We start from the raw sequence: 12948 nt of genomic DNA on the forward strand, positions 1-12948 counted from the left end.
CAAATGAATGGTGGGTTAGGCGATAGTATTGCACAAGTTCTTGCATTAAACACCCCTACTCCTCTAGAAATGGTTGCTGTGCAAGATACTTTTGGTGAAAGTGGTACTGCAGACGAATTAATGGAGAAGTATGGCATAAGCACCTCTGAAATTGTAGAGAAAGCTCAAAAAGCAATTGCACGAAAATGAGACTAAATGCATTTTCTTACCTTGTAGCAACCAGCTTAATCTCATTAATATTAAGCTGTTATAACGGCGTTGAAGATCTTGAATCAAACAATGATTTTGAAACAAGGATTGATAGCACTGTCGAGACAAGCCAAACAGAAACCACGCTACTCGATTCTTCTTTAGCTGAAGAAAAAGAATTAGAACAAAACAAGAAGCGAAAAATAATGACAAAGCGCTTAGAGCTTTCTAGTGAAGACTCAATAAAGTTTTGGGTTATTGGTGACACTTATATAGAACGATCAAAGAGTATCCGATCACAAATAAGAGAACTAAGAAAAGAACGAGCAAGAGAAGTAAGTGATGAGAGAGGAATAGAAATGCTAAACCAAAGATTATCTCTAAAGGAAGCAGAAGTTAGGTATGAAAAAGAATTCAGCAATGAATTATTAGGAGTAATATCTGCGAAGAAAGTTGTTATCTATTTTAGAATGGAAGAATCTTATACTAAACGAACAGCGCAAAGAAAAAAGAAACAAAATGCCCAACAACGTAGAAAGAAAAATATGGAAAAAAGGCAAGAGAATAAGAAGCTTACCAAATAGCCCTCTGTTTTAAAACATTAAAAACCCCCTAAGAAGATACTTCCTAGGGGTTTTATATATTTTATCTTCTAATTAATAATTAAGCACTTTACCTTTTTGCTTTCTTAATTGTCTTCTCATCCCTTCCACAGCCTGGTCTGTTGCAATCTCAAAGGATTCTGCATCAGACTTCGCAAAATATGTTGTATTTGAAGCTTTAATTTTAATTTCTACTTGTTTATTCCTAACAGAACTGGATCCTTCTAATTTTAGGAAAATTTCACAAGAACTAATGTCACCGAGTTTCTGAAGTCCTTCAACTTTAGATTCAATTAACTCAACTAATTGTCCTTTTGGATCGAAATGTATCGCTTGGATATTTATTTGCATATGTACGATAATATTTAAAGTGAATAAAAATACTCAGATAGGCCTGCTACCTAAAGAGTATATACGAGTCAAAACTCGTATTGGCCTAATTTATTGCTATCAAGTTAGGGTAAATATTATCAATGTTTTTTTTGATATGGAAAATCCTATTCGAAACGATAGAACCGAGATGGTGTTATACAGCAAGTTAGGGGGATATCATGTTCGTATACATCATCAATCACATCAACTGGATCTAGTATAGAAACTCCTACTTTAATTATATCGGGCTTACAGTTTGCAAGAAATTTATCATAAAATGCTTTGCCATAACCCACTCGCATACCATCTAAATCGAAAGCCAATAATGGAACTAATATTAAATCAATCTCATTATCATTAAACGGAGTGGCATCTGTGGGTGTAGGGATCCCCCAATCGTCATCTTCAAACTTGGTTTCATTATTAAAGAGCAGGCTTTTCATAGTGATTGTTTCAAAATCACTTTCAGAGGTAATTGTTTTAATGTTTGGAAACTCATTCCAAAGTCTATTAACAATTAGTTGTGTATCGATTTCGTTTTTGGATATCATCGGTAAAAATGCATGAACATTTTTAACACCAGTTAAGTCTATTTCGCTAAAGAAAGCATCCGAAATACTTTGGCTAAAAGACTTCATTTCTTTCGTATTATAACCTAGTCTAACTTTTGAGAATTTCTTTCTAATATCCGCCTTCAACATAGATATGAAGTATTATACAACATGACCAAATAAGTCGTAATGCTCTGCCGAGTCAATTTTAACATTATAGAAATCACCTACTTTCAAATCTCTAAGGGAAGAGTCAATAATCACTTCATTATCAACATCAGGACTGTCAAACTCAGTTCTGCCAATGTAGCTACCCTCCTCTTTTCTATCAATTAGAACACGGTATTCATTCCCAATTTTCGCTTCATTTAGCTCAAATGAAATATGACTCTGTGCCTCCATTATTTCATCGGCTCTTCTTTGCTTCACTTCCTCGGGCACATTGTCTTCTAGCTTATAGGCATGCGTATCTTCTTCATGAGAATATGGGAAAACACCTAACCGATCAAAACGAGTATCAATTACCCATTGTAACATCTCTTGAAAATGCTCTTCTGTTTCACCAGGATAGCCCGTAATGAGTGTTGTACGAATAGTAATTCCTGGAACTTGCTCTCTAATTCGTTTAATTAACGAACTAGTTTTTTCTTTCGTAGTACCTCGCCGCATACTGGCTAAAATCTCATCAGAGATATGCTGTAGTGGAATATCGAGATAATTACAAATATTTGATTTCGCCTTTACTACTTCCAAAATATCTTCAGGAAAACCGGACGGGAAAGCATAATGCAATCGAATCCACTCAAGTCCTTTAACCTCAGAAAGTCTTTCTAACAAGGCAGCTAAGTTTCTCTTTTTATATAAATCTAATCCATAGTAAGTTAAATCCTGAGCTATTAGTATCAGTTCTTTCGTACCGTTATTTACCAATGATTCCGCCTGCGTAATCAATTCTTCTATTGGAATAGAAACGTGCTTACCTCTCATTATTGGAATTGCACAAAACGAACATGGTCTATCGCAACCTTCCGATATTTTGAAAAATGCATAATGGGATGGCGTAGTAAGTAGACGTTCGCCTAGCAATTCCTTTTTATAGTCAGCCTTTAATGTTTTAAGTAAACGTGGTAAGTCTTTAGTCCCGAAAAAGCCATCTACTCCAAGATCCTCTTTTATAAGGTCATCTCTATACCTCTCAGATAAACATCCAGTTACATAAACCTTATCTATTAATCCATCCTTTTTCCCCTGGGCATAAGTAAGAATAGTATCAATCGATTCTTCCTTAGCTGTTTCTATGAAGCCACATGTATTAATAATTACAGTACTTACATCATCATCATTCGAATCATGAACAACATCGTATTTATTGTTTCTGAGTTGCCCCATTAGGACTTCCGAATCGTAAATATTCTTAGAACAGCCTAATGTGATAACATTGACCTTATTCTTTTTGAGTGTTTTTGTTTTCATGGTTTACGAACCAAATAGAGCGTCGACGTACGCTTTTTTATTAAACACCTGTAAGTCTTCTATTTTCTCACCGAGACCAATATACTTGACTGGTATTTTAAATTGATCTGATATACCCAGAATCACACCACCTTTCGCAGTTCCATCTAATTTTGTCATGGCCAAAGCCGTTACCTCAGTAGCATTAGAAAATTGCCTCGCCTGCTCTATAGCATTCTGACCAATTGAAGCATCTAAAACTAACAGAACTTCGTGAGGAGCATCGGGGATTAGTTTTTGCATCACTTTTTTAATTTTAGAAAGTTCGTTCATCAGATTAACCTTGTTATGTAATCTTCCCGCAGTGTCGATTAATATAACATCCGAATTCTGCATTTTACCCGATTCCAAAGTGTCGTATGCAACGGAGGCTGGATCAGCACCGATTTTCTGTGCAACGATAGGAACATCCGCTCTTTCTGCCCAGACCTGTAATTGCTCAATTGCAGCAGCTCTAAACGTATCTGCGGCTCCAATCAAAACACTTTTTCCGCTCTTTTTAAATTGATGGGCGAGTTTACCAATAGTCGTTGTTTTTCCTACACCATTTATACCGACAACCATAATAACATAAGGCTTATGGTTATCAGGAATTGTGAATTCAGTCTCATTTCCAGAATCAATTTCTTCAAGAAGATTACCTACTTCTTCCTTAAGTATTCTATTTAATTCTGACGTTCCTAAGTATTTATCCTTAGACACTCTTTCTTCAACTTTTTCAATAATCTTTAAAGTTGTAGCAACTCCAACATCCGATGTAACTAATATTTCTTCTAGGTCATCTAATACAATTGCATCAACAGTAGTTTTTCCGACAATTGCACGGCTTATTTTCGAAAAAACGCTTTCTTTCGTTTTTTCAAGCCCTTTATCTAAGTCTTCTTTTTTCTCTTTAGAGAATAAACCGAAAAATGCGTGAAATATCATATCTAAATATAAAAAAAGCTTCTCTCAATTTAGAAAGAAGCTTTTAATTCAATTTCGTTTGTTACTTATTTCTTAGCAAAGAAGTCAGCAACTTTATCCTTATGAACAATCTCAGATTTAAATTGGTAAGCTCCGTTACCTCTCATCTTAACCAACTTGATAACTTTGGTAAAATCCTTTCCACCACCTTTTCCTAACGTTGCAACTACTTTCTTAGCCATAGCTTATTATTTAATTTCTTTATGAACCGTGTGTTTTTTCAACACTGGATTGTATTTCTTTAACTCAATACGTTCAGGTGAGTTCTTTTTATTCTTTGTAGTAATGTATCTCGACATTCCTGGCATTCCACTTTCTTTGTGCTCTGTGCACTGTAAAATAACCTGTACTCTATTTCCTTTCTTTGCCATCTCTTTTTATTAAGCGCAATAAACTATTTATAAAAACCTTTAGCTTTAGCTACTTTCAAGGTTTCCGCTATTCCTTTCTTATTCACAATTCTAATTCCCTTAGCCGATATCTTCAAAGTAATGAACTTATCTTCCTCTGGAATAAAGAACTTCTTTGTTTGAAGGTTAGGATAAAACTTTCTTCTAGTTCTTCTTTTTGAGTGAGAAACGTTGTTTCCCGACATTACTGCCTTTCCGGTGATTTGACAAATTCTTGACATCTTCTCTTATAGTTTCATTTAAAGGAGTGCAAATATAAAGGAATTTATTATTATCCAGCACATATTATTTATACTTAATTATCTCTCTTCTCAACATATCTAAAGAAGCAAGGGCTGTTCTTCTAATATTCCTCTCTCTATTGTCTCCAAACTTCAACTTTTTGGATTCAACTCTTTCTCCACAAGCCACTGCTATCCATACAGTTCCTACCGGTTTATCATCCGTACCACCAGATGGCCCAGCAATTCCAGTAGTCGCAATGGAATAATCAGAATTCATTTTCTTTATTGCACCTAATGCCATTTTTTCAACAACTTCTTTACTTACTGCTCCATATTCTTCTATTATTCTAAGATCAACATCCAATTCGGAATACTTTATTTCATTCTTATAAGCAATAATACTGCCTTGGTATACTTTTGAACATCCAGAAACGCTAGTTACTAAATGTGATAGATAACCTCCAGTGCAACTTTCAGCAGCACTTAATGTTCTATTGTTTTCAAGAAGAAGATTAACAACCACCTCTTCCAAAGTTTCATCATTATACCCAAAAACGTAATATCCTATTACTTCTAGAATCTCTTCCAATACAGAGTTAATTTCAACTTCTTTACTCCCTGTTAATCTTAACCGGACTAACCCTGGAGCAGGTAGATATGCCAGTTTAATTCCTTTTGAGTTTAATCTTTTCTCAGAATATACTAGCATTTCTGCTAGTTTTGATTCGCCTATACCATATGTTAGAATTGTTTTATGTATAATAGTAGGTAGCGCAAACCTTTCTTTCAACCGCGGTAATACTTCATTGAGCATTAAACCTTTCATTTCATAAGGGACCCCTGGTAAAGATATATATATAGTATTGCTCTCATCGAACCACATTCCAGGTGCTGTGCCATAAGCATTTCTTAATGCAATACAATTTGAAGGGACTTCGGCCTGATGCCTATTTATTTCAGAAACCGTAGAATTAAAGCCAGTAAAGACATTTTCTACATCTAGGTATACTTCCTTATTAAAAACCATACCGACTCCAAAATAATCAGCCAAGGACTTTTTGGTGATGTCATCATTTGTTGGTCCCAACCCTCCTGTTATCAATATAACGTCCGCCTTTTTTTTAGCATTTAATAATGCATTGATAATTGCGTCTTTCTCATCTGAGATACTTGTGATCTGAATTACTTTCAACCCATTTTTTTCAAGGAGACTTCCCATCCATGCAGAGTTAGTGTCAACAACTTGACCTATCAGAATTTCATCGCCTATGGTTATTATCTCAGCTGTCATTTATAATTATTTCGACATAAAAAAAACAGGCCATCATATATAGAGGCCTGTTTAAATTACACTCTGTATTTTTCTAGAAATTATTAGAAATTAACCCTGACCTAGTCGGTGAAGGAACAATACTCATTACTGGAATTTCAGAATTATTAATAATTTGCTGAGCAGATGATCCAATAAAAAATTCTGTTATTTCATTTTCTTGTTGCGTCATAATCATAATCAGATCCGCATTATTCTTTTTAGAATAGTCTATAATCACTTTTGAAAATTTCTCGTTAGAACTTGACACTTTAATTACTTCTGCCGTACAGTTTACACCTTTCTCTTCGATAAAACCTTTCTCAATTCTTAGTTGATTCATCAACTTCTTTACTACCTCTTCTTCATCCGATTCTAAGACAGAAACTATTTTCAGAGTTGAATCGAAATATTTAGCATACTGAATAGCGTTGGAAACCTTCTCTCTTGTTTCTTTAGTTAGATCTAATGGCACAACAATCACATCACAATTATGAGGTTCTACCTCTTTATTTATAGTAATTACCGGACAGTAAGTTCCTCTTACAACTTTTAATGCATTAGAACCAATAAATCCTTTCATTCCAGATTCTTGATTAGTTCCCATAAATACTAAATCAACGCCTAGTTTATTTGATACTTCAATAATTTTATCGTAGACCTTTCCTTCAACGATTTTTGTAACAACATCTAAACCGGTTTTCTTAGTTGTAGATCTTGCTAAATCTTCCAATTTTTCTTCAATAGCGGTTCTTGCTACATTCCTATCAGCATCCGACGAGCTATCAAAAATACCCTTAGGAGAATTAACATATAGTAATGTTATTCCCGAATTAGCCGCTTTTGCAAATACACAGGCTTCTTCTAAAATCAACATCGATTGCTTTGAGAAAGCAATTCCAACTAACATATTCTTTTTTCCTCCCATCTTAAACTTTTTATAATATTCAATAACACGAAATAACCCGCCTATTAATTGAGACAAATTTAATGCATTTTATACTCAGAATCTCCTTTCTTCTAACAATTTTGACCTCATTTAGTTAAGTATAACAGCCCTTTGATTAGGACATTATAAAGAGTGTGGTGTTGAAAAATATCGCCTGACACCAATTTAGAGATTGGTTTATCTGCTAAAATTGCATTATTAAAAAAGGTAAAAGAGTCTTATGACAAGTCAGTTAAATGCACTTATTGATTTATTAGATGATCCCGACGAGAAGGTTTACGTCCAAATAAAGGGCGAACTTATGACTTATGGCGAGGAGATTATTCCTATGCTGGAGAATACCTGGGAAAACACCTTAAACAAGCTCATCCAAGAACGAATTGAATATCTCATACACGATATTCAGTTCAACGATCTTCTCAGTTCGTTTGAAAAGCATTTCAAAGCGTCAAACCCGGAACTACTAAAGGCATCTTTACTTATTGCTAAGTATCAATATCCTGATCTAGATGAAGATTTGGTTTACAACCAATTGGAAAAAATAAAAAAAATTATTTGGCTTGAATTAAATGACAATTTAACCGCCCTTGAAAAAGTAAGTGTAATAAATAGAATCCTATTTACAACTTTGGGATTTAAAGGAAATTTAAAAAACATAACCTCTCCCACTAATTACTACATAAACGAAGTATTAGAATCAAAAAAAGGCAACTCCGTTACTCTTTGCATTCTATATATGACTATTGCTCAGGAACTAGGACTACCAATATATGGTGTAAACCTTCCTGAAAATTTCATTCTTGGATATAGAGATGAGTCGGGCCTATTAGAATCGAAAGATGAAATAGGAAGTGATGTCATGTTTTATATAGATCCATTTAGTAAGGGCGTAGTTTTTCCTCAAAAGCAAATTATTGAGTTTTTGAATCACATAAAGTTGGAGCCACAAGAATCTTACTTCGAAATATGCTCTACTAAAACTGTTATTAAAAGGATGCTTATGGGATTAATCGAATCTTATAAAAAACTAGACAAAACAGACAAAGCAGAAGAACTTTCTATGTTTTTAGATATTTTAAATAGAAACAAATAGTTCCTAGCGAAATATTTTTCCTATTGTTTTTAGAATTAGAACAATGTCGTAAAAGAAAGACTGTTCAGAGATATATTCCAGATTATAAGCCAATTTAGTAGGCATTATCTTATTAATATATTCTCTATCCGGATCTACTGCTTCTTTTAAAAGTTCATTCTCATTTATAAAAACAATCGAAGCAACATCTGTAATTCCAGGCTTAACCGTTAGTACATACAATTGATCAGTAGAATAAAGATCAACGTACTTTCTTACTTCAGGCCTTGGCCCAACAAAACTCATAGTGCCATTAAAGACATTTATTAATTGAGGTAATTCATCTAGTTTAAACCGTCTTAATATCTTCCCAAAAGGTGTTATTCTAATGTCGTCATTCCCAACAGTCAGGAAACCTTTTGTATCTGCCGCTGAACTCATCGACCTAAGTTTAAAAAGAGTAAAATCAATATTATTAAGCCCCACTCTTTTTTGACGATAGATAATTGGGAAACCAGAATCTAATACTAAGAAAACACCCAAAACCAGGAACAAAGGGAAAAGAAAAGCCATTCCCAGAATTGAAAAAACTATATCGAATAGCCTCTTTGTCATTCGTTAATTCAATATCAACTCAACAGATTGAACAACGGCTTCTGCTACTTTTAAGACATCCTTGTCACTCAAATTATAATAAATAGGTAATGATATTTCTCTACTGTAATTATCATAACTGACGGGATAATCGGCTATGTCATATCCCCTTGATTTATAAAAAGACATCATTGGTAAAGGTTTAAAGTGAACGTTAACGGAAACCTCTAGCCTAAATATCTCATCAATTATTAAATTTCTTTGTTTTTCGCTTACTCCTTTTATCCGAAGCATAAATAAATGGTAAGAAGATTCCTTGTCTTCTGGACGTGCATCGGGTATTTGAGCCCACGAATATGAACTAAACAATTCGACGTATTGATCGAAAATTGATTTCCGACGCACAAGCATATCAGAATCATATCTCTTCAATTCTACCAAACCAATTGCAGCTTGAATGTCCGTCATATTACATTTGTAACCGGCGTCTATAATATCGTATTCCCAGGATCCTACTTTTGTTTTTGCTAAAGCATCTTTATTCTGACCGTGTAACGAGGATATGCAAAAGGATTTATACAATTCATCTACATCGAATTGACTAGGAAGATTAATACAGATCGCCCCACCTTCGGCAGTTACCAAATTCTTAACAGCATGGAAAGAGAATACTGTCATGTCCGTAAGACTTCCCGATCGCTTAGATTTATATTTTGCACCAATTGAATGTGCAGCATCGGCCAAAACTAGCATTCGACCAAGCTTTTCTTGGTTCTCCGTACTTGCATTAAACATAGAGGCAACATCTTGCCCCCTCACCAATTCATTTATTTGATCATAGTCGCATGGTACGCCTCCAATATCTACCGGCATTATTACCTTAGTCTTTTCGGTGATCGCTTCTCGAATATTTTGAACAGTAATATTAAAGTCGGTTCCTACATCTACAAAAACAGGTTTCGCACCACAATGCACCACAACATTTGCTGTCGCACAATAAGTATAGGTTGGTAAAATCACTTCGTCTCCTTCTCCAACGCCAAACCACCGAAGCACCAGTTCTAATCCAGCAGTTGCCGAACCCACACATGCTGTAGATCGGTTACCGCAATATTTAGTGAGTTCTTGTTCGAATTGTTTGGTTTTAGGCCCGGTTGTAATCCATCCCGATTTCAACACAGATGTTACTTCGTCAATTATATCTTGGTCCATTCGGGGAGGTGAAAAAGGAATCATTTCTTCAGATTTAAGTTAATACATTATAAGAAGACTGTTTCTAAAACCAAATATATAAAAGTAATAACACTCATAAGATAGTCACAGAAGCAGATATTTAACAAATCCATTTATTATTATAGAATTCTGATTTTTTGATATAATTCATAAGCCAAGGTACTTCTATCAAATTTATCTTTCACAAACGATTTCCCGTTACTGCCTAATGTATATCTAAGATCTTCATCTTCCAATAATACTTTAATCTGCTTAGCCAGGTCAACTTCATCTTCAGGTTTAAAATACAAGCCCACATTTCCTTCATTAATAAAAAGTTCTTTTGCCTCTCCATCCACACCCAATAAAATAGGTTTAGCCATTGCCAAAGATTCAAATATTTTTGAAGGTATGGCCCCTTTAAATAATTCAAGTTTTCTAAGAGGAATTATCGTCGCCACTACTGACTTCAATAATGATATTACTTCGGCTTTAGGCATGCTATCAAAAAACAAAACGTTTGATAAGTTATTATTTTTAACACTGTGCATAAGATCCTCCTTTTCAGGCCCATCTCCTACTAAAATAAATTTAATATTCGAATTCGTTTCCAATAGTTTAGCGGCTTCAACAATAATCTCTAAGCCTTGAGCATGGCCTATAATCCCTGCATACATGAATAATTTATCCGTTTCTTCAAAACCATAATCACTCCGAGAAATAGATTGGATTTTATCAGGATCTATTTGATCGGTATCGACGCTATTAGGAAACCAATGAAGCTCTTTATCAGGAAACCGTTTTAAAATATCATCTACTATCCCCTGAGTTTGACCACAAATCAAAACAGACTTTCTATATAGGTATTCTTCTAATTTTTTAGCCAGGCTTAAAAAAAGCGGATTACTCACTAGTCCTAATTTTTCAGCGCTTTCCGGCCATAGATCCGAAACATTAAAAATCAACTTAGCATTTTTATTTGCGCATAGCATAAGAGCCGAAATCCCAAGAAATAACGGAGGTGACTCACATAATATAAAGTCATACTCTTTGCTTAATTTACTTTTTCCAATATCATAAGAGCTCCAAACAAATGAGAAATAATTAATCAATCGCTTAGTAATAGATCTTGATTTGGTGATATAAATAGACGACCGATGGACTTCGATTCCATCTATTTCTTCCTTTAAGTAATCAAGGGTTTCGTAACCCGGATAGATTTCTCCTTTCGGGTAATTAGGCATCGCTGTTAAAACAGTTACAACTGCTCCTAACCTTTTTAAGTTTACCGCCAACCCATGTAGTCTATTCTGTGGCGCTCCCGTTTCGGGGGGGTAATACTGACTTAAAATTAGCAATCTCATCTATTCAGGTAAAAGGGATTCATATAACTCCAAGAGCTTCTTTTCCTCATTCTTCCAATTGTACTTTTCAAGAATTAGCCTTTGTCCATTCTCCCCCATTCTTTTAGCTTCTTCAGGATTATCTATCAAATATTTAATCGCTTTTGTAATTGCTTTTGGATTCAAAGGATCAACACATAAACCACATTCATTGTTCTCAATAATGGTTTTCCATAGCGGGAAATCAGATGCAATTATAGGAAGTCCTGCAGCCATGTATTCAAACATTTTCACAGGTAAAGAATCCAAGTAATTGATTATTGGCCTAAGAGTTACTATTCCTGCCATAGAGATTGAGAGTATTTCAGAAATTGTTTTACGGTTTACAAAGCCATGATCTATAACATTTTTCCAGCCTGATAGCCTTTCAAGACTCAACTTATATGCATCACTTTCAAATTTACCAGCCAAATTCAGCTTAACATCCAAGTTCTCTAACGAAATTACAAGCTCCGAAATCCCACGATTTTCATCCAATCCACCTATATAGCATATTTCATTTTTCTTATTCTCTTTGATTTCACTTGATTCTACTATTGGATAATTATTGAGATTAATAGCATTCTTATTCAATCGATAAAATCGCTCTAAAATAAAAGGAGTAGCGACACAAACAGCACTTAACTGAGAGGAAACTTTATTCTCATAATATTCAAATAATACGGAAGTAATTTTCCTAAAGGGAAGAGGAATCCAATATTTGGACAATATTTGCCGAGGAATATCCTCATGAACATCATATATAACTGTCTTTCCTTTGGTGTATAATTTCTTTGCGAATGGAAGAAACTCTGGATCGTGAAAATGGTATAAATCACAATTCAATTTTAAAGCTTCTTGATAAAGAACTTTCGATGCTTTTCTAATTCGTCCTATTCTGGAATTCGTCTTAATTGGGACGCCTACAATATTTACACGGCAAGACATCTCTGAAATACCATTTGCGACAAGAAGCGTTACACTATAACCATATTTAGCAAGAGAAGCACATTCTTTATGAAATATTCTTACATCATTTTGAGAATGCACTGTGGTTATATGACAAATTTCTACTTTTACACTCATGGTAGCCGCGATTATCTTAGCTCAAAAGAACAAAACAAAAACCAATTCACAGCCAATGAATACGAGTGATAAATAATTTGTTATTAAAACATCTAACATCCTAATCAAATAAGGTGTGAAGCTCTAAATTTCTCGTTTTAAGTCCCAATAAATGATCTACGCTAGAACCAAAATCAATTGCTACCGCCCCCCTGTCCTTAGCCGCTTTCAACAAAAACTTTCCTGCAAATCCCGCACAAACCAGTACTACAGATCCTGGAAGTAAGTCTGCACACATCTCTTTCTCCAAATCTTCCATAATCTCAGGTAAGATTTTCTCATTAGATGGAACTCCGTCATAGTTGGCAACTCTTCGGACTGGAGGTATAATCATCGTACTCACTTTCGAATGCTCTAGTATGTTTCCTTTAGGTATATTAAAACATGTAACAATCAATACATTCGCAGCTTTTTCAATCACACTATTAATAAAATCGAAGTTCATCAGGGCGTAATTACAATACTCATCAGTCCAACAA

General features: G+C 34.5%; 17 protein-coding genes. 3 read left to right on the forward strand and 14 right to left on the reverse strand.

Going from position 1 to position 12948, the window contains the following annotated elements; genetic code table 11:
• Positions 1-189 (forward strand): transketolase family protein (locus tag HRT72_08840; GenBank protein NQY67812.1); only part of this gene is annotated, 189 nt, incomplete at its 5' end.
• The gene (locus HRT72_08845) at positions 186-773 is read left to right on the forward strand and encodes a hypothetical protein (GenBank protein NQY67813.1); all 588 of its coding nucleotides are present in this window, start codon (positions 186-188) and stop codon (positions 771-773) included. The genes HRT72_08840 and HRT72_08845, both read left to right, overlap by 4 nt.
• 72 nt (positions 774-845) lie before the next feature.
• Here HRT72_08845 and HRT72_08850 read toward each other — a convergent pair whose 3' ends face one another.
• The 9 genes from HRT72_08850 to HRT72_08890 all read right to left on the reverse strand — a co-directional run bounded on the left by HRT72_08850 (position 846) and on the right by HRT72_08890 (position 7120).
• The gene (locus HRT72_08850) at positions 846-1142 is read right to left on the reverse strand and encodes a ribosome-associated translation inhibitor RaiA (protein NQY67814.1); all 297 of its coding nucleotides are present in this window, start codon (positions 1140-1142) and stop codon (positions 846-848) included.
• A gap of 146 nt (positions 1143-1288) precedes the next feature.
• Positions 1289-1864 carry a 5-formyltetrahydrofolate cyclo-ligase gene (locus HRT72_08855; protein NQY67815.1) on the reverse strand — a complete coding sequence of 192 codons (576 nt, stop codon included), beginning with the start codon at positions 1862-1864 and terminating at the stop codon, positions 1289-1291.
• A 12-nt stretch (positions 1865-1876) separates the two neighbouring features.
• On the reverse strand, positions 1877-3187 hold the full coding sequence (gene rimO / locus HRT72_08860) for a 30S ribosomal protein S12 methylthiotransferase RimO (protein ID NQY67816.1): 1311 nt from the start codon (positions 3185-3187) through the stop codon (positions 1877-1879).
• 3 nt (positions 3188-3190) lie between these two features.
• A complete protein-coding gene (ftsY, locus tag HRT72_08865) occupies positions 3191-4153 on the reverse strand; it encodes a signal recognition particle-docking protein FtsY (GenBank protein ID NQY67817.1) in 963 nt (320 codons plus the stop codon).
• Positions 4154-4218: 65 nt separating this feature from the next.
• Entirely contained in the window at positions 4219-4374 is a 156-nt protein-coding gene (locus HRT72_08870; protein ID NQY67818.1) for a DUF4295 domain-containing protein, read from the reverse strand.
• 6 nt (positions 4375-4380) lie between these two features.
• Positions 4381-4563: a 50S ribosomal protein L33 gene (rpmG, locus tag HRT72_08875; GenBank protein NQY67819.1), complete on the reverse strand. Its 183-nt coding sequence runs from the start codon at positions 4561-4563 to the stop codon at positions 4381-4383.
• Between the two features lie 23 nt (positions 4564-4586).
• A complete protein-coding gene (locus HRT72_08880; protein NQY67820.1) occupies positions 4587-4823 on the reverse strand; it encodes a 50S ribosomal protein L28 in 237 nt (78 codons plus the stop codon).
• 64 nt (positions 4824-4887) lie between these two features.
• A complete protein-coding gene (locus HRT72_08885) occupies positions 4888-6117 on the reverse strand; it encodes a competence/damage-inducible protein A (protein NQY67821.1) in 1230 nt (409 codons plus the stop codon).
• A gap of 73 nt (positions 6118-6190) precedes the next feature.
• Entirely contained in the window at positions 6191-7120 is a 930-nt protein-coding gene (locus HRT72_08890) for a universal stress protein (GenBank protein NQY67822.1), read from the reverse strand.
• A 184-nt stretch (positions 7121-7304) separates the two neighbouring features.
• Here HRT72_08890 and HRT72_08895 point away from each other — a divergent pair, with 184 nt between their 5' ends.
• On the forward strand, positions 7305-8177 hold the full coding sequence (locus HRT72_08895; GenBank protein ID NQY67823.1) for a hypothetical protein: 873 nt from the start codon (positions 7305-7307) through the stop codon (positions 8175-8177).
• A gap of 3 nt (positions 8178-8180) precedes the next feature.
• Here HRT72_08895 and HRT72_08900 read toward each other — a convergent pair whose 3' ends face one another.
• From HRT72_08900 to HRT72_08920, 5 genes are all read right to left on the reverse strand, one after another.
• Complete coding sequence (locus HRT72_08900) at positions 8181-8771, reverse strand: sugar transferase (GenBank protein NQY67824.1); 591 nt, start codon at positions 8769-8771, stop codon at positions 8181-8183.
• A gap of 3 nt (positions 8772-8774) precedes the next feature.
• Entirely contained in the window at positions 8775-9986 is a 1212-nt protein-coding gene (locus tag HRT72_08905; protein NQY67825.1) for a DegT/DnrJ/EryC1/StrS family aminotransferase, read from the reverse strand.
• A gap of 116 nt (positions 9987-10102) precedes the next feature.
• The gene (locus HRT72_08910; protein ID NQY67826.1) at positions 10103-11326 is read right to left on the reverse strand and encodes a glycosyltransferase family 4 protein; all 1224 of its coding nucleotides are present in this window, start codon (positions 11324-11326) and stop codon (positions 10103-10105) included.
• Positions 11327-12430, reverse strand: coding sequence for a glycosyltransferase family 4 protein (locus tag HRT72_08915; protein NQY67827.1), 1104 nt, complete (start codon positions 12428-12430; stop codon positions 11327-11329).
• Between the two features lie 100 nt (positions 12431-12530).
• Positions 12531-12914 (reverse strand): hypothetical protein, encoded by a 384-nt coding sequence (locus HRT72_08920; GenBank protein ID NQY67828.1) that lies wholly within the window; start codon positions 12912-12914, stop codon positions 12531-12533.
• Positions 12915-12948: the final 34 nt, after the last annotated feature.

This window comes from Flavobacteriales bacterium (assembly GCA_013214975.1).
GTDB lineage: Bacteria > Bacteroidota > Bacteroidia > DT-38 > DT-38 > DT-38.